Raw genomic sequence first — 23961 nt, 5'->3', positions numbered from 1 at the left:
TACGGGTTCGAATGCGGGGCGGCATGCGTGTTGCGCGGCATTTCAACGCGCAGCACGACGATGCAGCCAGTCTAGAAACACCGAAAACACGCAGCAATTGGTGCGTTGAGCCGTGCGACTGGTGACGCTCCGTGCCGGACTAAAGAAATCTTCAGATGCGATCGGCGCGCGCCGGTGCTATGTTGGGTTTCCGGCCGCGCGATGCCGCGCGCCTTCTTCCGAATCCGATCATGAGTTTTCCCGACGAAGACGATTTCCACCGGCTGCTCGACGCGCTGACGACCTGCGTGCTGCTGCACGACGCGCAGACGAAGGCGATCGTGTGGGCGAATCGCGCCGCGTGCATCGCGCTCGGCTTTTCCGTCGAGGAACTGCTGCCGCTGAAGGCGCCGGACATGACGCGCCCCGGACCGAAGTACCGGCGCGAGATCGGCGTGAGCGCGATGGACCGCGCGATCGTCGACGGGCCGCAGGTGTACGAGTGGTGCTACCGGTCGCGGACGGGCGTCGACATGCTGTCGGAGGCGATCGCCACCTACGTGCCGCTGCGCGGGCACGATGTCGTGATGGTGCAGTTCCGCGACATCAGCGCGGAAGAAGCGATCCGCCAGCAACTGCGCCGCTACGAGGCGCGGCTGCGCGAGTTCATGCAGGATCTCGACGAAGGCGTCGCGGTCGTGTCGCCGCACGGCGGCGCGCAGTTCATCAGCGAATCGGGGCGCCGCGTGCTCGGGCTCGCACCCGACGAAGCGCTCGGCGAGGTGCTCGACTATTGCACCGAGGCCGATCGCGACCGGCTCGTCGCGCAGTTGCGCGATGCGCCGTCGACGTGTCCGTCGGAGCCGCAGCGCTACCGGATCGTGCGGCGCGACGGCTCGACGTGCTGGCTGCGCATCACGTGCCGGCAGGTCGAGATCGAAGGCGACCTCGACGGGCTGCTCGTGCATTTCCGCGACGTCAGCGATGAAGTTGCGATCGAGGATGCGCGTCGCGCCGAGGCGCGGATGCTCGAATACGCGGGCCGCTACAACGCGATGGGCGAGATGGCGACGGTGATCGCGCACGAACTGAGCCAGCCGCTCGCGGCCGTGCGCAACTTCATCGAGGGCGCGGTGCGGCGGCTGAACGGCGGCGGTGCCGTCGACGACGCGATCTGGGGGCTGCGCAGCGCGGATCGGCAGGCCGAACACGCGGCGCTGATCATCAAGAGCGTGCGCGAGTTCATCGTGAAGCGCGAGACGGTCGTCGCGGTCGCCGACCTGCGCGACATCCTTGCGGACGTCGCGTATTTCATCGAGCTGCGTGCGAAGGAGGCCGGCGTGACGGTCGCGATCGTGCAGGCCGACGCGCCGCTGCCGATCCGTTGTGAGCGCGTGCTGATCGGGCAGGTAATCCTGAACCTCGCGTTCAACGCGATCGAAGCGTTCGCCGGCTGCGAGCGCGTGCCGCGCACGCTGATGCTCGGTACCGCGAACGTGGACGGGTACGCCGAGCTGCGCGCGATCGACAACGGTCCGGGCATCGCGGAAGGCGCGCACGACCGGCTGTTTGACGGTTTCTCGTCGTCGAAGGCCGGCGGCAACGGGATCGGGCTGTCGCTGTGCAAGAGCATCGTCACGCGCCACGGCGGCAGGATCGGCGCGAGCCCGGCCGACGGCGGCGGGCTCGACTGCCGCGTGACGCTGCCGCTCGCCGGTGAGCACGCGTAGCGGCTGCGACGCGTTACGGCAGGGCGGCGACGCGCGGCGTGGCGAGGCCCGGCGTATTGACACCCGACGTAGCGACACCCGACGTAGTGACGCCCGACGTAGCGACGCCCGACCCATCGTCAGCGCGCCAGCGCCCGCGCGGTCTGCCCGCCGATGCCGAAGTCGGTGTTCGGAATGTCCTTGATGATCACGCGCGTCGCCTGCAGCGGCGCGTCGAGCACATTCGCGCCGGCATCGGACAACGCGGCGATCAGCGCGCGTTTTTGTTCATCGGTGCGCCCGGCGATCAGGATCGCGACGATCACGGGCAGCGACGGCGGTGCGCCGTCCGCGGCGCTGCGGCCGCCGAGGCCGCTGTGCGTCGCGGGCAATTCGGTGAGCAGCACGCGCACGGATTCGATCGGCGCGCCGATCGCGTCGACGGTCGCGCCGGTCAGCCGCGCGATCAGTTCGGCCTTGCGTGCGTCGTCATGGCCGGCCGGCAGGAAAACCTCGAGTGTGGGCATGGTCGTCCGGAAAGGTGAAGGTTGCCGGTTCACCGTTGCACTTGCCGCGGCGAACCGGCCATGGCTTACAGCAGGAAGCCGATCGCGCTGAGCGCTTCGGTCGAGTCGATCAGGCGCACGACCTTCTCGGCGATCCGCATTTCGCCTTCGGCATCGACGTGCAGCTTGTGCGTGACATCGGCCGCGAACAGCGTCGCGACGCCGCGCTTGTACGCGACGACGACCTGCGCGGATTTCAGCTCGACGGTGTCGGCGCCGCCGCTCTCCAGCGTGAAGCGCGACACGGTGCGCACCGTGCGCGCGGCATCGGTCGCCGACGCCGAGTAACCGGACACCATCCGCTGCACGCGTTTCTCACGCATGTCCTGATCGTCGAACACGTAGTTCAGCGTGGCCGCGAAGTCGGTCGCGTCGGGATCGATCGGCACCACGTAGTGGCCGGCCGGATCCCACAGGTCGAGCCACGCTCGATAGTCGCGGCGATCGAGCATCTCGGCTTCGCGCCACACGAATTCGACCGCGCGGGCGAAGGTCTGCTGCGAGAAAAGGGCGTTGCGGTCGTCCATCATTGTTGCTCCATCATCTTGCGCCATTGCTGGTAGGCCTCACGCATACCGGTCTCGTCGGTCGCATGCGCGGTCTTTTCGCCGTTCGCGGCGGTCGTCTCGCGGTTCAGCCCGCGGTTCACGAGGATCGGCACGTCGGGGCCGGCATGCGCGCCGCGCTGCACGCGCTCCCACGCTTCCGCGTCGTCGGGGCTGCCGAAGCCGAACGGGCCCTGGAAGTGCTCGTGGATGCGCAGCCGCTCGCGGTTCGCTTCGTCGGGGCCGCCGTCCATCGCGAGCGCGACGTGGCGGATCTCGGTTTCGTTCGCGGAGATCGGCCGCAGCACGCGGAAGAACGCCATCGACAGCGCGAGGTTAGGAAACAGGTTCAGGTTGAAGCCGACACCCATCAGCGAGCGCACGATGCGGCGTACTTCGTCCGGCGCGTGGCGCTCGGCGAGCTTCGCGGCGAGCGGCGCGAAGCGCTCGGGCAGCGGCGCGCCGTCGTCTTCGTCGAGATCGATCAGCTCCGGCATCAGCACCGCGAGGCTGTGGCCGTTGCCGAGCCCGCGGCAGAACGCGTCCTCGCTCGTCATGAAGCTCGTGATCGCGGCGGCCGTCTCGTCGTCGATCGATTTCATCCACGACTTGTGCACGACCGGGAAGTGATAGAGGTCCGTCGTGTTCTCGAGCTGGATCTTCCAGTTGCCCTTGAACTTGAACTTGTGCTCGCCGTTCGCCTTGATCGGGTAGCCGGCGCCCTGCTTCATGAACAGGTCGATCCACGGCTTCGCGCCGCCGAGGAAATCCTCGAGCGGTTCGATGTCGTCGTTGAAGCTCGCGAAGATCAGCCCCTGGTACACGCCGACGCGCAGCTTCACGAGCGGCAGGTCGCCTTTCTCGCACACGCCTTCGTAGCCGTCGCCGTACGGCAGCGCGCGCAGCGTGCCGTCGAGCGCATACGACCAGCTGTGATACGGGCACGTGAAGCCCTTCGCGTTGCCCTTGTGCGCTTCGCACACGGTCGCGCCGCGATGGCGGCAGCGGTTCTGCAGCACGTTGATCTCGCCGGTCTTGTCGCGCACCACGATCACCGGCTGGCGGCCGATCGTCGTCGTGATGAAGTCTCCGGGCTGCGGCAGTTCGCTCTCGTGCGCGACCCAGATCCAGGTGCGGTAGAAGATGCGGTCGAACTCGGCTTCGAACAGCGCCGGATCGTGATACATCGCGGGCGCGATGCGGTCGGGCTGCGCGAGGCCGTGCAACGCGCGGGTGTCGATCGTCTGGTAGGGAAGGTCGCTCATCGTCGTCGTGGGGAAAGAGTCGCGAAATCGGGCCGCGCGGGGCGCGGTATCGAGAGATCAGTCTCGTCTTCCGCTATATATCCGTCAAATTGATCTAAAATTGGAGAGTCAATAAATACGGCAAATGATGGAGGCTACGATGACGTCGGTCGATCATCTCGATCTGAACCTGTTGCGCGTGTTCCAGGCGATCGTCGAGGAACGCAGCCTGACGAAGGCCGGCGAGCGGCTCGCGCTGTCGCAGCCGGCCGTCAGCTATTCGCTGGGCCGGCTGCGCACGCTGTTCGACGATCCGCTGTTCGTGCGCACGCGTTCGGGCATGCAGCCGACGCCGGTCGCGCTCGAACTCGCGGCCATCGTCGGCAAGGCGCTCGACATGGTGCGCGTGGCGCTGCGCTACGCGGAGCGCTTCGATCCGGCCAGCAGCACGCGGACGTTCCGGCTGTCGCTGTCGGACGCGGGCGAGATGGCGTACCTGCCGGCGATCTGCCAGGCGCTGCGCGAGCGCGCGCCGCGCGCGACGCTGAGCGTGCAGCCGATGCCGGTGGAGGAGATCGAGGAAGCGCTGCGTGCGAGCCGGCTGGATTTCGCGATCGGCAACCTGCCGGAACTGATGCCGCGCACGCGCCACCAGGTGCTGTTCGAGGAAACCTACGTGTGCATGACGGGCCGCCGGCGCAGGTTGCCGGCCGGCGCGGCGCTGAGTCTGGAACAGTTCGTGAGTGCCGCGCACGTCAACGTGAAATCGGTCGAGCACAGCCACCATGCGCTTGACGACGCATTGCGCGCGCAGGGCGTGGGCCGCAACATCGCGCTCGAAGTGCCGCACTTCGTCGCGCTGCCGAGCGTGCTGTCGGTCACGGATCTTTACGCGACGCTGCCGAAGCGGCTCGCGCAGATCCTGAACCGCGACAACGCGTTCCGGCTTTATGAACTGCCCGTGACGCTGCCGCCCGCGCCGGTGACGATGCACTGGCACGAGCACTTCCATGAGGACGAGGGCAACGCGTGGATGCGCGCGCTGCTGGCCGAGATCGTCGAGCGTTTCGACGACGCGTGACGGCCGGGGTGTGCGCGGCGGCTTTCGCGTGAGCGCGTCAGAGATCGAGCACAAGCACCGCCGAGCGCGCGCGCGACACGCAGCAGCAGATCACCGTGTTGCTCGCGCGTTCGGCCTTGCTGAGGCGGTACTCTAGTCGGCCTGCCTGTCGGCGCAATTTGGCGCTACACCGAAGGCCATCCGATCGATCCGTTCATCGCACAACGCTTGGAGAAAGGGTGGAGGGTGCCGGGCCTCGCCGCGAAGTTGCAAGCGTCGCAGCAATGGCATGGCGAGCGCGCCGTTCAGGTGCGAGTTCGTGGCGCTGGCTGGTACGGCAATCGGTACAAGATGAAGCTTTGATTCATCGCGAGTACTCTGACCCGAAGCCGTCCGTCCGGACACTCCTGCTAAAGTATGGGCTTCGAAGTGCTGGGCCTAACGTTGAGAGAGCAACGTTATGTACTGCGAAGCCGATACGGAGAACAGGATTCATGGCTTCAGTGATTATTGATCTGGGTTCTGGAAAGCGCGCTACGCTGACGCGCGCGGCAGGTTCAAACGGTGAAAGCCGGTCGGCAAGTCAACGCAGCGACGTGTCCGAATTGATGTTGCACTGGCCGAAGTATGCGGGGCTCACGGGTGGGGCTGCTGGCTACCTCAGAGAGTTAGGTCTAGGGTTTCATAGCATCGATCCGGTTGCCGCCCTTAGGTCCGCCATAGACGATGGGCGCGTATCTGTGTCCATAGTTCGGCCGGTGGGAGGCGGTGGCGGCTCTGGCGGAGGCTCACCCACGACACCGCCTTTCCCAAAAGCCAGCAGGTTCGGCAGCGTGCCGGGAATGGCCGCGCTACCAGTCGACAAGCCTATGCCGAGTTGGGCCACGCCTAGCGACGTATCGGCAGGCGGGCTGATGAGCTATCTGGAAGGCGTTGCAGGTACGGGCTCAGGCGGCGCAGCAGGGTTTGCGGGCGGTGCATCCGCCTTGCTTGGCGACGCGCAGCCGTTCGATTACATCGGAGGCCAAGTCAGCGATAGCGATTGAATCGCTCGCCGCCGCGACCAACAACCCCAACTTTGCGGCAAAGATGCTTGGGTACGACCGTAAGACGTTCGGGCAAATGCTGCATATCCTGAAGCCGGCGAACGGCTTAGGGCCTGCCGACAATGTCATCTTCCATGACGGCGGAGATGTCGAGTTCAAAGGCGTAATTATTGACAACATCCATGACTATGCACCCTGACTCACCTACGCCTCCCGAGAACACGCTTGCACACGCGACGTTCATTATCTCGTCGGAGGACACGCACCCGGATACGTGGACTGCATTCTTTGGCGTATTCCCGACTCGCACGATTACGCGAGGGAAGCCCTACGTGCTGCCATCCGGACGCCTCAGCATGCGGCCGGGCAAGCTCAATCTTTGGGCATTGGAAAGCAAGGCCGTTGTGGATAGTGATCGCTTGGAGCCGCACCTGCGTTACCTGATCGATCGCCTTTCGTTGCCACGCGATGGTCTCCGGGAGCGAATCGAAAAAGCTGGCGCGCGTATGCGATTCTTCTGCTACTGGGACAACGAGACGGGTGATCGTGTTCCCTATGTGTCAGCGGACACCCGCAAGCTCATCGAATCGATCGGTGGTGTAGTTGAAATCGATGAGTATCGATAGCCGCGCGAGACGGAGTGAACGAACCGAGACGCGCGGCGCTTGAACGAAGGGTGCCGCGTGCAGGGCTCATTGGCGCAATGCGTCGGGAGATGCCGCGCGCGAACGGTTTGACCGATCGAGAAGACCGATGTGAAACGGGGGAAGGGCTGGGTGCGGCGGGGCCGGCTTGAGAGACTCACGATACAATTTTCGTATGGCTGTCGTACATTGCGCGTGTCAGACAGCCATATTGGCCGTAAGTCATTGTAGGGCGCGTCAGAGATCGAGGACGAGCACCGCCGAGCGCGCGCGCGACACGCAGCAGCAGATCACCGTGTTGCTCGCGCGTTCGGCCTTGCTGAGGCAATGGTCGCGATGATCGGGCTCGCCGTCGATGACGGGCACCATGCAGGTGCCGCACACCCCTTCGCCGCATGACGTATCGACTTCGATGCCGATTCTCGCGAGCGCGTCGACGATCGACGTGTCCGGCGTGACGCGCACCGATTGGCCGCTGCGCTGCAGGCGCACTTCGAAGCCGTCGGACGGGCCGGTGCTGGCGTCGGCGGCTGGCTCTGCGGCGAAACGTTCGAGATGGATCGATTCGTCGGGAATGCGCGTCGTAGCCGCAGCGACGACCGCATCCATGAACGGCCCCGGGCCGCACGTGTACACATGCGCGTGCGTATCGATCGATTCGACGCAACGGCCGAGTTCAACCGCGAGCGCATCGGGCTCGACGCCGTAGTGAAACGTCACGTGCGACGCGAACGGTTCGGCCGACAATTCGTCGACGAAGGCCGCGTGCCCGCGGCTGCGCACGAAGTAGTGCAACCGGTAGCGCGCGCTGCGCTTGTGCAGCGCATACGCCATCGACAGCAGCGGCGTGATGCCGATGCCGGCCGCGATCAACACGTGTTCGCTCGCGTCATCCGTCAGACGAAACAGGTTGCGCGGCGCGCCGATCGACAACTCGGCGCCGACTGTCACGTCGTCGTGCAACGAACGCGAGCCACCGCGCGACTGCGCTTCCTTCTTTACCGCGAACAAGTAGCTGCCGCGCTCGTCGGGGTTGCCGCACAGCGAGTATTGCCGCGTGATGCCGGATGGCGCGGTGACGTCGATATGGGCACCCGGTTCGTACGCGTCGAACGGCTGACCGTCGACGCGCGAAACCCGGAAACAGCGGATGTCCTGCGCCGCGTCGATCAGCGCGTCGATCCGGACCTGGTGGCGGTTCGCTTGCATGGGAAATTCCGTGGGGTAAGAGGAAAGCGGCGCGGCAGACACCGCGCCGTCATGCGATCGAGAATAGGGACGGGCATCGCATAAATCAAATCGATTAAAAAGCGATGCCTGAATCAGTGGGATGGATAATTTCCGGTCGCCCGCTGCGATCAGCGCGCAGCGATCGCGTCACCGGCATCGGCCGCCTGCGCTGCCGCTGCCGGCGCATGACCGCGTTCGCGATCGAGGCTGCGGCGATAGTGCCGGCACCCGGCCGCGAGCAACAGCGCGGCGAGCGTGGCCGCCGCGACATTGACGATCGACATCGAATGGCCAACCGCCGCCGGCGCGCCGAACACGCGATCGGTAAACAGCGCGACGACGGTCGTGCCGATTCCGAGCGCGATCAGGTTCGACACGAGCAGGAACAGCGCGGAGATCTGCGCGCGCATCTGGTTCGGCGCGAGCGTTTGCATCGCGGCGGTCGACGTCGGCATCGGGAACGACGCGAAGAACATCGCGACGACGAGCATCGCGAGCGACGACGGCAGGTGGTCGAGCTGCGTGAACAGCGTCGCGGGGATCACCATGCACGCGGCGCCGATCGCACCGGCGCGCATCGGCGCATCGCTGCGGCCGCGGCGCAGCAGCCAGTCGTTGAGCCAGCCGCCGCAGAACACGCCGGCCGTGTTCGCGACCAGCAACACGATGCCGAGCGTGTAGCCGGCTTCGACGGCCGTCATACCGAAGCGGCGGATATAGAACGCGGGCGTCCAGCTCAGCAGGCAGTACAGCGTCATCGCGTAGAACGAGAAGCCGAGGTAGTGGCACGCGAAGGTCGCGCGGTGCGTGCCGACGAAGCGCAGCGAATCGCGCATCGACACGCGCCGCACGGCGCCCGAGCGATCCTGCGCGAGCCCCTTGCGCTGCGGGTCGCGCACGGTCGCGGCGAACAGCAGCGCGACGAGGAGCCCCGGCAGCCCGACGATCAGGAACGTGACCTGCCACGCATGCACCTGCCCGACGACCGGCAGTGTGAACGCGCTCGCATGCTTGAGCAGTGCGATCACGTAGCCGCCGATCAGGAACGCGACGCCGCCGCCGATGAACGAGCCGAGCGAATACACGGCGATCGCGCGCCCGAGCTTCTCCTTCGGGAAGTAGTCGGCGAGCATCGAGTACGCGCCGGGCGACAGCGCCGCCTCGCCGACGCCGACGCCCATCCGCGCGATGAACATCTGCACGAAATGCTGGCTGAGCCCGCACGCGGCGGTCGCGACGCTCCACAGCGCGATGCCGATCGAGATGATCCGCGGGCGCGCGTAGCGGTCGGCGAGATACGCGACGGGCAGCCCCATCACCGCATAGAACAGCGAGAACGCGAAGCCGTTCAGCAGGCTGAACTGCGTATCGGAAAGGTGCAGGTCGCGCTTGATCGGTTCGATCATCAGCACGAGGACCTGACGGTCGACGAACGAAAAGACGTACGCGAGCATGCAGATGACGACGACATACCATTCGTACGTATAGCGCTTGCCGTCGGCAGCGCGGGCCGTGAATGCGGACATGCGGATTCTCCAGGAGCGGGCGGTGGAAAAGCGCGGCAGCGGCCTTGCGGGCCGGGCGCCGTCGCGGCGCGAAAGCGTGCGGGTGACACGATCGGAGACGCAGCGTAGTCGGCCAAATTCGGCCGCCATAGCCGGAGTGACAGCCGCGTCACACGGGCATCTACCGACCCGGATAAAGAAAACACCAGGGCCGTGCGCGCGGGCCGCCGCGCAACGCATAGGCGGCGGGGCGCGCGCGCATCATGCGGCGCATCTATAAGCGATATAGATCGCATTGCGTCGACGTCCGAAATTGTCGTTCCTAGACTCGGCCCGTTTTTCATTGGCAGCGTTGGCCGCTTGCGGCGAACGCGCTTCACACCGCACGGCGCGATGTCGACAGGCGCCGGCATTTCTACGGGACGACGAACATGAACCATCCGAACGGGCGGGCCGACCGGCTTGCCGTATCGCTTGCGGCGCTGCTGGCCTGCATCGCGCTGCCTGCGTTCGCGCAATCGGGCGTGACGCTCTACGGCCGCATCGACACCGCGATCGAATACGCGAACGCCGGGCCGAACCACGTGACGCGCATGGGCAGCGGCAACCTGTTCGCGACGCAATGGGGGCTGAAAGGCGTCGAGGATCTCGGCGGCGGCTACGCGACGATCTTCAAGCTCGAGGACGGCTTCAACGCGGCGAGCGGTGCACTGTCGAACAGCAGCGCGTTGTTCGGCCGCGAAGCGTGGGTCGGCATCACGGGGCCGTTCGGCGGCGTGCAGTTCGGCGAGCTCTACACGATCGTGCACACGACGTTCGTCACGTACAGCCTGCCCGGCCTCGGTGCGGGGCTTGCATGGGGCAACGCGACGAACAACTTCGTCGGGCCCGCGTTCCTGCGCGTGCGCAACTCGATGCGCTATACGTCGCCGCGCTATGCGGGCTTCATGCTGCGCGCGATGGCCGCGCGCGGCACCAACGGCGCGGCCGGCCAGCCTGCGACGCTTGGCGATACGTACGGCGCGGGCCTCAACTACGCGCGCGGCGGGCTGTCGGTGGATGTCGACTACATGCAGCAGAAGTTCAGCCCGGTTGCCGCGTCGAAGCTTGGCGATACGAGCCCGGCCGCGAACGGCAACTACACGGTCGGTGCGATTTCGTATGACTTCAACGTCGTGAAGGTCGCCGCGTTGTATCTGCGTCATCGCGGCGGGCCCGACGTCGCGACCGCGATCGACAGCCAGAGCGCGTATCCGCACAGCGACATCATAGAACTGAGCGCGACGGTGCCGATCGGGCGCGCGTCGCTGCTGCTGAGCGTCGGCCATTACCGGAAGGTCGCGGACAGCGAAGGCAACGCCGATTCGTATGGCATCCGCTTCGACTATCCGCTGTCGAAGCGCACGGTGCTGTATACGGGCGCCGCGATGGTGCGCAACGGTGCGCATGCGCGCTTCGTCGTCAACGGCGCGGCGGGCGGCGGCGTCGCGGTCGCCAAGCCGGGCGCGACCGCCAGCTCGATCGTCGCGGGCATCCTCACGTCGTTCTGATCGCTCCGGCCACGCCGGCCGGCCCGCGCCGGCGTGTGTCGTCATGCGCAGGCCGGCGGCTGCGGCGCGAGCCATGCGTCGAACGGCGCCTGCTGGCCGATCTTGAACAGTTCGAGCAGCAACGCGCGCAGCCAGCGATGGCCGGGGTCCGCATCGAAACGCCGGTGCCAGTACGCGTTGACGGGCCATTCGCAGGCGCCGGCGATTTCGTACAGCGCGCACGGTTGCCGCGCCGCGAACGTGATCGCGATCGTCTCGGGCAGGATCAGCGCGTAATCGCCGTCCTGCAGCAGCGCGGGCACCACCATGAAATCGGGCAGCGCCGCGCGCACGCGCGGCATGAGCCCGTGCCGTTCGAGCAATTGCATCGACTGCGGATGCGACGTGACCGCGACGAAGCGCAGCGCGTCGGGCGCCGCGCCGTCGAGCACGAAATCGTCGGGCAAACCGATGCGCTGCGCGGTGCGGCGCGGCATCAGCAGCACGCAGCGCTCGTGCAGCAGCGCGGTGCGCTGGAAGTGGCTCGACGCGTCGGCGAAATGCCCGAGCGCGAAATCGATGCGCCCCGATTCGAGCGCGACGTTCAACTGGCATTCGTCGACGTGCAGTGTCTCGATCACGGCGCCCGGCGCGCGCCGGTCGAATTCGGCGAGCAGCGTCGGCAGGAACGCACTCGCCGCGAAATCGCTCATGTGCAGGCGAAACACGCGTTGCGTGCTGTCGGGCGTGAAGCGCGAGCCTTCGTCGAGCACGTCCTGCAGGATCGCGAGCGCCTTGTCGACCGATAGTGCAAGCCGTTGCGCGCGCGGCGTCGGCTCGACGCCGGTGCCGGTGCGTACGAACAGCGCGTCGCGGAACATCAGCCGCAGCCGGCCGAGCGCGTAGCTGACGGACGGCTGCGTGACGCCGAGCCGCAGCGCCGCGCGGCCGACGTGCCGCTCCTCGTAGACCGCGCGAAACGTCTTCAGCAGGTTGAGATCGAGATCCTGCACGCGCAGGCCGTCGGGCGCGTCGCTGTCGTGCGGCACGGGATCGGCGCGAGCCGGGGCCGCGGGGCGGCCGGTTGCGGGATGCGTCATCGTGGTTTCCTCGCGGTGACGGAAGGCGCATGGCCGTAACGTCGCGCATACGCCTTCGCGAAATGGCCGAAGCCATGGATGCCGTGCGCGATCAGCACGTCGGTCACGCTGCGCGCGTCGCCGCGTTGCAGCGCCGCGTGCACGGCGGCGAGCCGGCGCTCGCGCACGTACGCGGCCGGCGTGGTGTGCAGGAACGCGCGGAACGCGTGCTGCAGCGTGCGCGGTGCGACGCCGGCGACGGCCGCCAGCGCGGCGAGCGCGAGCGGTTCGCCGAGATGCGCGTCGACGTGGTCGCACGCGCGGCGCACATGCGCGGGCAGCGGCGGCGTGCCGCGGGCGAGCGTGTCGCTGTACGAGTGCGGCAGGTGCGTGAGCAGCAGCGACATCAGCCACGCGGTGAGGTCGGCGCCGAAGGTTGTCGCGGCCGTGCCGATGCCCGGTTGCGCGCCGAGCCGGCACAGGTATTCGAACGTCGGCAGCACGAGCGCGGCGCCCGCGCCGGTGCCGCCGGCCGCGAGTTCGAACTGCAGCGGGCGCGTGAGCGTCGCGTGCAGCATGTCCTGCAGCTTGCGTTCGAGCGCGCCGCGTTCGAGCCGCAGCACGAGGTTGCGGCAATCGGGGCTCGTGCTCAGGCGGCTCGCGAGCGCGGGCGACGACACGGTCAGCTCGCCGGGGCCGGCGCGCGCGACGACGCTGCCGGCCTGCAGCTCGCAGGCACCGGCGAGCGTCAGCCTGAACAGGAAGTGATCGGCGTCGCCGCCGAAGTCGATGCGCATTTCGCGGCCGTAGCAGAGTTCGAGCAGCGCGCCGTGATGCAGCGGCACTTCGTACAGCTCCGCGCGAAACGGATCGCGGCCGCGCGCGGCCATCCGGTGCGGCCCGAGCCGGTGCGCGACCGCGCGTTCGACTTCGTCGGGTGCCTGCAGCGTGCCGAGCCGGTTCGGCGCATGGCGGGAAAGGGCAATGTCCATTCATGGACCTCGTATCGGATGCGTTGGCGCGGCTTCATGCGCAGCGCCGCGATTGCGTTGCGCGAACGGGCGCGTCGTTGCGCGTTTTGAAGCGACGCGGCGGGGGCGGCCGCGTAGTCTCGGAAACACTCGATCAACCGGAGACGACGATGAAGGTATGTGTACTGGGCGGCGGCCACGGCTGCCATGCGGCAGCCATCGACCTGCTCGAGAAGGGGCACGACGTGACATGGTGGCGGCGCGACCGCGAACCGCACGCGCATCTGCGCGAGCTCGGCGTGTTGAACGTGACCGACTATCGCGGCAAGCGACAGGTGCCGCTCGGCGATGCGCCGGGCGCGATCCGCCTGACCGACGATCTCGCAGCCGCGCTGCGCGGCGCACGGCTCGTCGTGGTGCCGCTGCCGGCCACGTCGCACGACGCGCTCGCCGCGCGGGTCGCACCGCTGCTGGAGGACGGCCAGGTCGTGTTCCTGCCGCCCGGCACGTTCGGCAGCTTCGTGTTCGCGCGAGCGGCGGCCGATGCGGGCAACCGCTCGCGGGTCGCGTTCGCCGAGACGGGCACGCTGCCGTACCTGGTGCGCAAGCACGGCGACAACGAGGTCGTGATCAGCGCGTATGCGACGCGGCTGCCGACCGGCGTGTTCCCCGCGAACGCAGCCGGCTGGGCGTTCGACGTGCTGCGCACGGGCTATCCGTCGGTCGAGCCGGTCGACGATGCGTTGTCCGGCGCGCTGATGAACGCGGGGCCCGTGATCCATCCGCCGCTGATCCTGATGAACGCCGGGCCGCTCGAACACTTCGACGCATGGGACATCCACAACGAAGGCACGCAGCCGGCGATCCGCCGCGTGACGAACGCGCTCGACGCCGAGCGCATCGCGGTGCGCGAAGCGCTCGGCTACCGCGCGCCGCATTTCCCGCTCGCGGATCATTACGCGGCCGAAGGCGACGAATGGATGTACGGGCGCGGCGCGCACGGCAAGCTGACCGATAGCGGCGACTGGCGCGAGAAGATCGATCTGCGCACGCATCGCTACATGCTCGAGGACACCCGGCTCGGGTTGTCCTTCATCGTGTCGTGCGGGCGCCGGGCCGGCGTGCCGACGCCCGTCGCGCAGGGGCTGCTGAGCATCGCGAGCGCGGTCGCGGTGCGCGATCTGTATGCGGAAGGCCGCACGCTGGAGCGGCTCGGGCTCGCGGCGTTGTCGAACGACGCGATGCGTGCGCTGCTCGACGCGGGGTACGCGGCATGAGCGCGGCAGCCGATGTGACGCGCGTGCATGTGCTCGGCGCGGGACGCATGGGGCAGGGGATCGCGCTCGTGTTCGCGTTCGCGGGCCTCAGCGTGACGCTGGTCGACTTCAAGCCGCGCGATGCGGCCGGATGGCGCGCATTCGAGGATCGCACGCGCGACGAGATCGCGCGGCCGCTGCGCGCGCAGGTCGCGCTTGGCTGCATCGATGCCGTGCAAGCCGACGCCGTCGTCGCGCGCATCGCACTCGTTGCGCGGGACGGCGCGGCGGATGTGGTGCGGCGCGCGGATGTCGTATTCGAGGCGCTGCCCGAAATGCTCGACGCGAAGGCCGACGCGCTGCGCTGGCTCGGCGAGCATGTCGATGCGCACGCAACGATCGCGTCGACGACGTCGACGTTCGTCGTCACCGAGTTGCAGCGCCATGTCGCGCATCCTGCACGGATGCTGAACGCGCACTGGCTGAACCCCGCGCTGCTGATGCCGCTCGTCGAGATCAGCCGCAGCGATGCAACCGATCAGTCGGTGGTCGACCGGCTCGCCGCGCTGCTCGAACGCGTCGGCAAGAAGCCGGTGATCTGCGGGCCGGCGCCCGGCTATATCGTGCCGCGCATCCAGGCGCTCGCGATGAACGAGGCCGCGCGGATGGTCGAGGAAGGCGTCGCGAGCGCGCAGGACATCGACACGGCGATCCGCACCGGCTTCGGCCCGCGTTTCGCGGTGCTCGGGTTGCTCGAATTCATCGACTGGGGCGGCTGCGACATCCTGTACTACGCGTCGAAGTACCTGGCCGGCGAGATCGGCCCGCGCTTCGCGCCGGCCGCGAGCGTCGTGCGCAACATGGAGGCCGGGCGCGACGGCGTGCGTACGGGCGCCGGGTTCCACGACTATGCGAACGTGGATGTGCCCGCGTACATGCGGCAGCGGCTCGGCGAATTCGCACGGCTGCTCGACCATCTCGGGCTTGCGCCGGTGTTCGATGGCGCGCGGCGGAAGGGCGGCAGCTAGGCGGCGCGTCGGGGCGGCGAGCGCGAGCGGTGGCACGCGCCGGGAACGGGCATGCCGGCCGCCACCGTGTTTACCGCCCGCCGGTGCGGATCGGCCCGCTTGCGCGGATCGAAGCATCTTGGTCACACCGTGTCGGTAGAGGCGGCAGCGGGAGCGGCCCTCACGATCCGCGTTTCGCGCATCACGCACAGCGTCGCGACGGTGACGAGGCCGAGTGCGACGAGGAACAGCGACACCGGCCACGACGCGTGATAGCGCGCGAGCAGCGCGGTTGCGATCAGCGGCGACATCCCGCCCGCGAAGATCGACGCGACCTCGTGCCCGAGCGCGACGCCCGAGTAGCGCACCTCGGTGCTGAACAGTTCGCCGACGAGCGCGGGCAGCGTGCCGATCATCGCGCCGTGGCTGACGGCCGTGCCGATCGTCAGCGCGAGCCACACGAGCGGCGTCGCACGCGTGTCGAGCAGCCAGAAGAACGGAAACGCGCACGCGACGAGGCTCAGCGCGCCGATCAGGTAAACGGGCTTGCGGCCGATCCGGTCGGACAGCCGGCCCCACGCGAGCATCGCGCCCATCTCGACGATCATCGCGATCATCACGCCGGTCAGCATCACGCCGTTCGGAATGCCGACGTATTTGCCGTAGACGAGCGAGAACGCGAGGAAGATGTACGCGCCGCCGTTCTCGGCCACGCGCAACCCCATCGCGAGCAGGATTTCCTTCGGGTGGCGGCGGATGCACTCGACGATCGGCAGATGCGTGTGCGCACCGCGCTTGCCGGCCTGCTCGAAGTCGCGGCTTTCCGGCAGATGGCGGCGAATATAGATGCCGATCGCGAAGATGGCGATGCTCGCGAGGAACGGCAGCCGCCAGCCCCAGGTGCGGAACGCGTCGTCCGGCAGCGCGTGCGCGGCAAGAAACGCGGCCGACGACAGCACGAAGCCGCCGCCCACGCCGAGCTGGCTCCACGCGGCGTAATAACCGCGCTGCTCGGGCGGCGCGTTCTCGCTGATCATCAGCACGCCGCCGCCCCATTCGCCGCCGGACGCGATGCCTTGCAGCAGGCGCAGCACGACGAGCGCCGCCGGCGCCCACAGGCCGACCTGCGCGTAGGTCGGCAGCAGGCCGATCGCGAAGGTCGACGTGCCCATGATCAGCAGCGTCCACACGAGCGATGCCTTGCGCCCGTAACGATCGCCGACGTGGCCGAACACGATCCCGCCGAGCGGCCGCGCGACGAAGCCGAGCGCGAACGCCGCGAATGCGGCGAGGCTGCCCGCGAGCGGCGACGCGCCGGGCGGAAAGAACACGTGGCCGAACACGAGCGCCGCGGCCGTGCCGTACACGAAAAAGTCATACCATTCCATCGCGTTGCCGGCGACGGAGGCGATGACGATCCGGCGGAGCTGCCGGTCGGCGAGCGGCCGGGCGGCGCTCGGGGACTGCACGGTGTCGGTCGGGTACATGGCGGACTCTGAAGGGGGAGGCGGGCGCGTGCCGTCTGTGCAGCACTGCGGGCTAGTGTTGTCGGCACCGCCTTCCCGGTCAAATCCGCAGAAAAAGGGGAGTGTCATCACTCCCGCAAATGATGGTCGCGCCGGGCGCGCGGCCGTGCCCGCGCCCGGCACGCCGTTACCGCTCGATCTGCCGGTTCCAGCGCGTATCCCACTGCGCGCGGCGCGCGTTGATCGCGGCCCAGTCGACCACCGTCACCTTGCGCACCAGATCGTCGACATTGCCGAGGCTCTGCTGCATCCCGGCGGGCATCTTCGCGAGACGGTTGGTCGGGATCTGCTTGCCGGCCTCGGCGGCCTTCGTCTGCGCGGGCGCGGACAGCAGGAACTGCGCGAGCTTCTGCGCGAGCTGCGGATCGGGATTGTTCGCGACCACGCACAGGTCGACGAGCAGCAGCACCGGGCCTTCCTTCGGATTCGCATACGCGACGGGAATGCCCTTGTCCTGCAGGTCGCCGACGCCGGTCGGCGTGAGCGGGAACAGGCCGGCTTCGCCGGTCTGCACCATCTCGGAGATCTTCGCCGAGTTCGGGATGTATTCGACGACGTTCGGCCCGACCGTGCTCGCCCACTTGCTGAAGCCGGGCTCGACGTTCTGCTCGCTGCCGCCGAGCAGCCGGTTGATCGCGAGGAAGCCGTGCAGCCCGAACGTGCTGCTCGACGCCGACTGGAACACGACCTTGCCCTTGTATTTCGGATCGGCGAAATCCATCCACGACGTCGGCGGCGCCCAGCCTTTCTCCGCGAACAGCTTCTTGTTGTACGCGATGCCGGTCATCCCGAGCTGCACGCCCGCGCCGACGTCGTCCTTCATCCGCGCGAACGGGTACAGCTCCTTCAGCACCGGCGCATCGTCGAGCTTCTGGCACACGCCGAGGCTGACCGCGCGCGCCATCACGCCGTCGTCGAGGAACGCGACGTGGATCTGCGGCTTGTTGCGGTTCGCGAGCAGCTTCGCGAGCACGTCCGACGACGTGCCGGGCACGACGACGACCTTCACGTTGTTCGCCTTCTCGAAGTCGGGTAGCACCTGGCTCGTATAGGCCTTTTCCATCGGCCCGCCGTTCATGCCGATGTAGATCGTCTTCGTTTGCGCGAACGCGGGCGCGCCGGCGCCGGCGATGCAGAGTGCGGCTGCGGCCGCGATCGTACCGAGCAGTTTCATCGAGAGGTCTCCTCTTGGGGGAAAGGGGCGGTCGGCGCGGCTTCGCGGAAGAAGCGTCCGATCGAGAATGCATCGAGTGGCGTGGCGGTTTCGCCGGTCGTGACGAGATCGGCGAGCACGTCGCCGACGCCGGGCGCGAGCAGGAAGCCGCCTCCGGAGAAACCGAACGCATGCAGCAGGTTCGGCGTCGTGCGGCTCGCGCCGATGATCGGGTTGTGGTCGGGCGTGCAGCCTTCGACGCCGCTCCACGTGCGGATCAGCAGCGCGTCGCGCAGTGCGGGCAGCAGCGCGCACGCGTCGCGCATCACCGCACGCGTCGTATCGACCGACGGCTGGCCGAATTCGCCGTCGCCACGACCGCGCCCGCCGCCGATCACGCAGTTGCCGCGCGCGACCTGCCGCGCGTACACGCCGCCGCCGTATACGCCGAGGTTGTGCGTGATGAACGGCGGCAGCGGTTCGGTCACCCACATGTTCGGGTAGATCGGCTCCATCGGCACGGCTTCGCCGAAGCGCTCGGCGATCGTGTTCGCCCATGCGCCGGCCGAATTGATCAGCCACGTCGCGGTGCATGCGCGGCCGCTTGCGTGGAAGTGGAAGCATGTGCCGTCGTGATGAACGTCGTCGACCGGCGTGTGCTCGAACACGTCCGCGCCCGCCGCGCGGGCCGCGCGCGCGAACGCGGGCGACACGAGGCGCGGGTTCGCATGGCCGTCGGTCTCGCACAGCGAGCCGCCGAGCGCCGCGCGGCCGAGCCACGGATAACGACGGCGGAACGCGTCGCCGCGCATCACCTGTAGCGGCAAGCCGTGCTCGCCGGCAAGCGCTGCATACGCGTCGAGCGCATCGAGATCGGCGTCGCTGCGCGCGAGCCGCAAGTGCCCCGACACGACGAATTCGCCATCGATGCCGATCAGCTCGGGCAGGCGATCCCAGATGCGCCGCGCGCGCAGCGCGAGCGGCAATTGCTCGGCCGGGCGGCCCTGGCAGCGCACGCCGCCGTAGTTCACGCCGCTCGCCTGCGCGCCGCAGTCGCGCCGCTCGAACAGCCCGACACGCAGGCCGCGCCGCGTCAGCGCAAGCGCGGCCGATGCGCCGACGAGGCCGCCGCCGACGATCGCGACGTCGTAATGCCGGTTCTCACTCATCGCGCGCCTCGTCGGGAATCGCCGCGACGTCGTCGCCCGCGAGCGCGGCCGAGATCGGGAACGGCTTCACGGGTGGTTGCGCGCGCAACCGGCCGACCTCGGCGAGCGGCCGGCCGGTTGCGGCGGCCAGCACGAGTGCGGCCGCGTCGCCGCACATGCGGCCCTGGCAGCGGCCCATCCCGACGCGCGTCAGCGCTTTCAGCCGGTTGAGTTCGGTCGCCGCGCCGCCACGGATGCAGCGGCGCAGCGTGCCCGCGTCGATCTCCTCGCAGCGGCACACGATCGTGTCGTCGGGGCAGCGTGCGGCCTGCTCGACGGGCGGCGCGAATGCCGCTTCGAGGCCCGCGCGGAATGCGCCAATGCGGGCGAGCGTGCGTTCTAGCATCGCCGCGTCAGGCTTGCCGGACGGCGATGGTGACGCGATGCCCGCATCGTCGAGCAACGCAAGCGCCGCGCGCCTGCCCGACGCTTCGGCCGCGTCGGCGCCCGCGATGCCCGCGCCGTCGCCCGCGACGTAGATGCCGCGCACCGACGTGCGGCCGGCCGTGTCGCGCTCGGGCAGCCATGCGCGGTTGACCGGATCGAAACCGAACCGGCAGCCGGCGAGATCGGCGAGCTGCGTTTCCGAACGCAAACCGAAGCCGAGGCCGAGCGCGTCGCAATCGAGCACGCGCGGCTGCGCATCGCCGCCGGCCGCGCGCCACGCGAGCCCCGTCACATGCTGATCGCCGAGCACGCGTTCGAGCGTGACGCCCGTTTCGATTGCCACGCCATGCGCGCGCAGCCAGCCGATGTAATAGAGCCCCTTCGCGAAGGTCGACGGCATGCGCAGCAGCGCGGGCGCGGCGGCAGCCTGGCGGCGCAGCGGGCTCGTGTCGAGCACGGCCGCGACCTGCGCGCCGGCCTTCGCATACTGGTACGCGACGAGATACAGCAACGGCCCCGTGCCCGCGAACACGATGCACCGGCCGATCGCGCAGCCCTGCGCCTTCAGCGCGACCTGCGCGCCGCCGAGCGTATAGACGCCGGCGAGCGTCCAGCCCGGCACGGGCAGCATGCGGTCGGTCGCGCCGCTCGCTATGATCAGCTGGGAGTACGGCACGGTAATTTCTCGCCCGTCCTGCAGCGTATCGACACGGCCCGCGCCGCATGCCCACGCGAGCGTGTTCGGCCGGTAGTCGACGTGCGGCAGCAGCGCGGCCATTGTCCGGTGCACGGCGTCGGCTTTCGCGGCTTCGAAACCGTACAGCGTGCTTTTGCCGCGCGCAAAGCCGCCGTCGGCCGGCGGTTGACGATAGATCTGCCCGCCCCAGCGCGCGTTCTCGTCGATCACGACGGGGCGCAGCCCCGCGTCGACCAGCGCCTCGGCCGCACGCACGCCGGCCGGCCCTGCGCCGACGATCACCGGTTGCAGTGCGGCGTTCATTGCGTGTCTCCGGTCGTGGCCGGTCGAACGGCGGTGAGAATTCGCATGCCTTCGGCGATTGGCGTCGAGCACGCGCGCACGCGCGCGCCGGCCTCGGTGCGCACCCAGCAGTCCTGGCACGCGCCGATCAGGCAGAAGCCTGCGCGCTGTTGGCCGCTGAATTCGCTGACGCGCACGCGGCGCTGCGCGACGAGGATCGCGGTGAGCACGGTGTCGCCGGCGAGCGCGTGCGTGGGGCGGCCGTCGAGCGTGAACGCAACGGCGGCGCGCTCGCGCTCGGCGACGCGCACGAACTGCGCGCCGTCGGCCGGGTCGTCTTGGGAACGGGAAACGGGAGTCGACATCAGTGTTGGCCGATCAGGATGCGGTTCAGGCCGTACACGCGATCGAGCAGCAGCATCGCGCCGGCGGTGATGAAGATGACGAGTGCCGACACCGACGCCATCATCGGGTCGATCGATTCGGTAGCGTACATGTACATGCGCACGGGCAGCGTGACCGTCTGCGGCGACGTGACGAAGATCGACATCGTCAGCTCGTCGAAGCTGTTGATGAACGCGAGCAGCCAGCCGCCCGTGATGCCGGGCACGATCATCGGCAGCGTGATGCGGCGGAACGTCGTCCACGGGTCCGCGCCGAGCGAGCACGCGGCCTGCTCGATGCTGCGGTCGAGGCCCGCGACGGATGCGAGCACGAGCCGCATCACGAACGGCGTGATGACGATCATGTGCGCGAGCACGAGCCACGCGAACGAGCCGGTCGCACCGATCAGCGCGAAGAAGCGCAGCAGCGCGATGCCGAGCACGAGGCCGGGGATCACCAGCGGCGACAGCAACAGCCCGTTCAGGAACGCGCGGCCGGGAAACGCCGCGCGGCCGATCACAAGGCCCGCCGGCAAACCGATCGCGAGCGACAGCGTCGCCGACGCGAACGCGAGCTTCAGGCTGTTGAAGAATGCGGTGACGAAGTCGGGATAGTCGAGGATCGCGCGGAACCAGCGCAGCGACAGCCCGTGGGTCGGCAGCGTCAGCGTTTCGTCGGGCGTGAACGCGACCAGCACGACGATCGCGAGCGGCGCGAGCACGAACAGCATCACGAGCGTGTGGAACGCGAGGGCGAAGGGGCCGTTCTTTCTCATCGGGATGCGCCTCCGAGGCTGCGCGCATAGCGGCGTTCGAGCACGCGGTAGTAGGTGAGCATCACGACGAGGTTCGCGACCAGCAGCAGCACCGCGATCGTCGCGCCGAGCGGCCAGTTCAGCGAGCCGAGGAATTCGTCGTAGACGGCCGTGGCCGCGACCTTCAGCCGGCGCCCGCCGAGCAGGCCGGGAATCGCGAACGCGCTCGCCGACAGCCCGAACACCATCAGGCTGCCCGACAGCACGCCCGGCATGAGCTGCGGCAGCACGATGCGGCGCAGCGTCGTGAACGGCGACGCACCGAGCGACAGCGCCGCGTGCTCGGTTTGCGGATCGAGGCGCTGCAGCGCGGTCCACACCGGAATCACCATGAACGGCAGCATCACGTGCACCAGCGCGATCACGATCGCGAAGGTCGTGTATTCGAGCTTGTACGGCCCGAGGCCGGCGAGCCCGAGCGCCTGGTTCACGAGCCCGCTCGTGTTCAGCAGCATGCTCCAGCCGAACGCGCGCACGACGACCGACACGAGCAGCGGCGCGAGGATCGCGAGCAGGAACAGCGAGCGCCACGGGTCGCGCATCTTCGACAGCACGTACGCTTCCGGCGTGCCGATCGCGACGCAGATCGCGGTCGTCAGCGCGGCAATGCCGAACGTGCGCGCGAAGATCGTGTGGAAGTACGACGAGCCGAGCACTTCCGCGTAGTTGCCGAACTGGAACGCGGCGATCGGCCCGGTGGCCGGGTCGTAGCGGTAGAACGTCAGCACGAACGTCATCGCGAGCGGCACGAGCACGAGCGCGGCGAACAGTACGAACGCGGGTGCGCACATCAGCCACAGCGGCGCATGGGCGCGCCACGTTGCGCGCATCGTGCGTCCGGTGGCGGTGCGCACCGGCACGGCATCGGGCGCCGTGGGCCGAGCGAGGCCGGCCGTCGCGCCGTCGGTGGGCAGCGGGCGGGAAGGCTGTCGCATTCAGGCCTCCCGGCGCATCACGCGCACGGCATCGCTGTGCCAGTCGATGCCGACCGGCGCGCCTTCCGCGAGCGGCTCTGCGCCTTCGTTCTGGCAGCACACGAGCACTTCGCCGAGCGCGCTGTCGACGCGGTACAGCCACTGGCTGCCGAGGAAGAAGCGGCTCGTGACGGTCGCGGCGAAGCGGCCGGTATCGGGCGAGCACAGCCGCAGCTTCTCGGGACGGATGCAGACCGACACCGCGTCGCCGACGCGCATGTCGCGCTCGCGCGGCGGCAGGTGCGCGGTGCGCCCGGTTTCGGCGAGGTCGTGACCGAGGTCGATGCGGATCGCGTCGCCGTCGTGCGCGACGACGGTGCCCGGCAGCAGGTTCGCCTTGCCGATGAACTGCGACACGAAACGGTTTTCCGGGCGCTCGTATGCCTGGTACGGCGTGTCGATCTGCGTGACGCGGCCGGCTTCCATCACGACCACGCGATCGCTGATCGACAGCGCTTCCGATTGATCGTGCGTGACCATGATCGTCGTCGTGCCGATCTTGCGCTGGATCGCGCGCAACTCGAACTGCATGTCCTCGCGCAGCTTCGCGTCGAGGTTCGACATCGGCTCGTCGAGCAGCAGCACCGGCGGCTCGATCACGACCGCGCGCGCGATCGCGACGCGCTGCCGCTGGCCGCCCGACAGCTCGCGCGGAAAGCGGTGCGCGAGCGTATCGAGGCGCACGAGCGCGAGCGCCGCGCGGATGCGCTCCGCGCGCTCGGCCTTGTCGACGCCGCGCATGTCGAGGCCGAAGCCGACGTTCTCCGCGACGCTCATGTGCGGAAACAGCGCATAACTCTGGAACACGATACCGAGCCCGCGGCGGTTCGGCTTCAGGTGCGTGATGTCCTGCCCGTCGAGCGCGATGCGGCCGCGCGTGACGTCGACGAAGCCGGCGATCATCTGCAGCGTCGTGGTCTTGCCGCAGCCCGACGGCCCGAGCAGCGACACGAATTCGCCTTGTTCGACCGACAGGTTGACGCCGGCGACGGCGGTGAGCTCGCCGAAGGTTTTCGTCAGATCCGTAAGCGTGAGAAACGACATGGGGAGCTCCGGGTTCGCACACCGCATGGCCGGTGCGCCGATGACGCGGACTCTAGCCAGCCATATTTCGGAGCGTCAATTTCGAATTCTGCTGAACGGGATGAATTTAGAAAAAATTCCGT

At 68.4% G+C, this 23961-nt stretch carries 22 protein-coding genes; 7 read left to right on the top strand and 15 right to left on the bottom strand.

What is annotated here, in order from left to right; genetic code table 11:
• The first annotated feature begins 155 nt into the window (after window positions 1–155).
• Complete coding sequence (locus tag GD429_RS09170) at window positions 156–1709, top strand: sensor histidine kinase (RefSeq protein ID WP_152856646.1); 1554 nt, start codon at window positions 156–158, stop codon at window positions 1707–1709.
• A 119-nt stretch (window positions 1710–1828) separates the two neighbouring features.
• Here the strand turns inward: GD429_RS09170 and GD429_RS09165 are convergent, their stop codons facing one another.
• The 3 genes from GD429_RS09165 to GD429_RS09155 form a co-directional block, all read right to left on the bottom strand.
• Window positions 1829–2215 carry a 2-hydroxymuconate tautomerase family protein gene (locus GD429_RS09165; RefSeq protein ID WP_152856645.1) on the bottom strand — a complete coding sequence of 129 codons (387 nt, stop codon included), beginning with the start codon at window positions 2213–2215 and terminating at the stop codon, window positions 1829–1831.
• A 65-nt stretch (window positions 2216–2280) separates the two neighbouring features.
• Complete coding sequence (locus GD429_RS09160; protein ID WP_152856644.1) at window positions 2281–2784, bottom strand: aromatic-ring-hydroxylating dioxygenase subunit beta; 504 nt, start codon at window positions 2782–2784, stop codon at window positions 2281–2283.
• Window positions 2781–4064, bottom strand: coding sequence for an aromatic ring-hydroxylating oxygenase subunit alpha (locus tag GD429_RS09155; RefSeq protein WP_152856643.1), 1284 nt, complete (start codon window positions 4062–4064; stop codon window positions 2781–2783). Before GD429_RS09155 ends, GD429_RS09160 begins: the two co-directional genes overlap by 4 nt.
• A gap of 139 nt (window positions 4065–4203) precedes the next feature.
• Here GD429_RS09155 and GD429_RS09150 point away from each other — a divergent pair, with 139 nt between their 5' ends.
• The 3 genes from GD429_RS09150 (at window position 4204) to GD429_RS09135 (ending at window position 6775) form a co-directional block, all read left to right on the top strand.
• The gene (locus GD429_RS09150) at window positions 4204–5124 is read left to right on the top strand and encodes a LysR family transcriptional regulator (RefSeq protein WP_152856642.1); all 921 of its coding nucleotides are present in this window, start codon (window positions 4204–4206) and stop codon (window positions 5122–5124) included.
• A 969-nt stretch (window positions 5125–6093) separates the two neighbouring features.
• Window positions 6094–6348, top strand: a complete 255-nt coding sequence (locus GD429_RS40985; RefSeq protein WP_227791599.1) for a hypothetical protein — start codon at window positions 6094–6096, stop codon at window positions 6346–6348.
• Window positions 6332–6775, top strand: a complete 444-nt coding sequence (locus GD429_RS09135; protein WP_415748930.1) for a DUF4279 domain-containing protein — start codon at window positions 6332–6334, stop codon at window positions 6773–6775. The genes GD429_RS40985 and GD429_RS09135 overlap by 17 nt, the downstream gene beginning before the upstream one ends.
• A 255-nt stretch (window positions 6776–7030) precedes the next feature.
• Here the strand turns inward: GD429_RS09135 and GD429_RS09130 are convergent, their stop codons facing one another.
• Both GD429_RS09130 and GD429_RS09125 read right to left on the bottom strand, forming a co-directional pair.
• Window positions 7031–8002 carry a PDR/VanB family oxidoreductase gene (locus GD429_RS09130; protein WP_152856641.1) on the bottom strand — a complete coding sequence of 324 codons (972 nt, stop codon included), beginning with the start codon at window positions 8000–8002 and terminating at the stop codon, window positions 7031–7033.
• Between the two features lie 149 nt (window positions 8003–8151).
• Window positions 8152–9549, bottom strand: coding sequence for a spinster family MFS transporter (locus GD429_RS09125; RefSeq protein ID WP_152856640.1), 1398 nt, complete (start codon window positions 9547–9549; stop codon window positions 8152–8154).
• Between the two features lie 410 nt (window positions 9550–9959).
• On the opposite strand from GD429_RS09125, the gene GD429_RS09120 reads away from it, so the two are divergent.
• The gene (locus GD429_RS09120; RefSeq protein ID WP_152856639.1) at window positions 9960–11078 is read left to right on the top strand and encodes a porin; all 1119 of its coding nucleotides are present in this window, start codon (window positions 9960–9962) and stop codon (window positions 11076–11078) included.
• Window positions 11079–11119: 41 nt separating this feature from the next.
• Here GD429_RS09120 and GD429_RS09115 read toward each other — a convergent pair whose 3' ends face one another.
• Both GD429_RS09115 and GD429_RS09110 read right to left on the bottom strand, forming a co-directional pair.
• Complete coding sequence (locus tag GD429_RS09115; RefSeq protein ID WP_152856638.1) at window positions 11120–12157, bottom strand: LysR family transcriptional regulator; 1038 nt, start codon at window positions 12155–12157, stop codon at window positions 11120–11122.
• The gene (locus GD429_RS09110) at window positions 12154–13128 is read right to left on the bottom strand and encodes an AraC family transcriptional regulator (protein ID WP_152856637.1); all 975 of its coding nucleotides are present in this window, start codon (window positions 13126–13128) and stop codon (window positions 12154–12156) included. The genes GD429_RS09115 and GD429_RS09110 overlap by 4 nt, the downstream gene beginning before the upstream one ends.
• Window positions 13129–13277: 149 nt before the next feature.
• Between GD429_RS09110 and GD429_RS09105 the strand changes: the two genes are divergently transcribed.
• Window positions 13278–14384 (top strand): NAD/NADP-dependent octopine/nopaline dehydrogenase family protein, encoded by a 1107-nt coding sequence (locus GD429_RS09105; RefSeq protein WP_152856636.1) that lies wholly within the window; start codon window positions 13278–13280, stop codon window positions 14382–14384.
• A complete protein-coding gene (locus GD429_RS09100) occupies window positions 14381–15391 on the top strand; it encodes a 3-hydroxybutyryl-CoA dehydrogenase (protein WP_152856635.1) in 1011 nt (336 codons plus the stop codon). Before GD429_RS09105 ends, GD429_RS09100 begins: the two co-directional genes overlap by 4 nt.
• A gap of 122 nt (window positions 15392–15513) precedes the next feature.
• Here the strand turns inward: GD429_RS09100 and GD429_RS09095 are convergent, their stop codons facing one another.
• The 8 genes from GD429_RS09095 to GD429_RS09060 form a co-directional block, all read right to left on the bottom strand.
• The gene (locus GD429_RS09095) at window positions 15514–16857 is read right to left on the bottom strand and encodes an MFS transporter (RefSeq protein ID WP_152856634.1); all 1344 of its coding nucleotides are present in this window, start codon (window positions 16855–16857) and stop codon (window positions 15514–15516) included.
• Between the two features lie 166 nt (window positions 16858–17023).
• Complete coding sequence (locus tag GD429_RS09090) at window positions 17024–18070, bottom strand: ABC transporter substrate-binding protein (RefSeq protein WP_152856633.1); 1047 nt, start codon at window positions 18068–18070, stop codon at window positions 17024–17026.
• Window positions 18067–19218, bottom strand: coding sequence for an NAD(P)/FAD-dependent oxidoreductase (locus GD429_RS09085; protein WP_152856632.1), 1152 nt, complete (start codon window positions 19216–19218; stop codon window positions 18067–18069). The genes GD429_RS09090 and GD429_RS09085 overlap by 4 nt, the downstream gene beginning before the upstream one ends.
• A complete protein-coding gene (locus tag GD429_RS09080) occupies window positions 19211–20644 on the bottom strand; it encodes an NAD(P)/FAD-dependent oxidoreductase (protein ID WP_152856631.1) in 1434 nt (477 codons plus the stop codon). The genes GD429_RS09085 and GD429_RS09080 overlap by 8 nt, the downstream gene beginning before the upstream one ends.
• Window positions 20641–20988 carry a (2Fe-2S)-binding protein gene (locus GD429_RS09075; RefSeq protein ID WP_152856630.1) on the bottom strand — a complete coding sequence of 116 codons (348 nt, stop codon included), beginning with the start codon at window positions 20986–20988 and terminating at the stop codon, window positions 20641–20643. The genes GD429_RS09080 and GD429_RS09075 overlap by 4 nt, the downstream gene beginning before the upstream one ends.
• Window positions 20988–21782 (bottom strand): ABC transporter permease, encoded by a 795-nt coding sequence (locus tag GD429_RS09070; RefSeq protein WP_152856629.1) that lies wholly within the window; start codon window positions 21780–21782, stop codon window positions 20988–20990. Before GD429_RS09070 ends, GD429_RS09075 begins: the two co-directional genes overlap by 1 nt.
• Window positions 21779–22756: an ABC transporter permease gene (locus GD429_RS09065; RefSeq protein ID WP_152856628.1), complete on the bottom strand. Its 978-nt coding sequence runs from the start codon at window positions 22754–22756 to the stop codon at window positions 21779–21781. Before GD429_RS09065 ends, GD429_RS09070 begins: the two co-directional genes overlap by 4 nt.
• On the bottom strand, window positions 22757–23839 hold the full coding sequence (locus GD429_RS09060; RefSeq protein ID WP_152856627.1) for an ABC transporter ATP-binding protein: 1083 nt from the start codon (window positions 23837–23839) through the stop codon (window positions 22757–22759).
• Between the last annotated feature and the right edge of the window lie 122 nt (window positions 23840–23961).

The sequence above is a fragment of the Burkholderia sp. BE17 genome, assembly GCF_009362305.1.
Lineage (GTDB): Bacteria > Pseudomonadota > Gammaproteobacteria > Burkholderiales > Burkholderiaceae > Burkholderia > Burkholderia pyrrocinia_C.
This window is presented reverse-complemented; position numbering and strand designations above follow the sequence as displayed.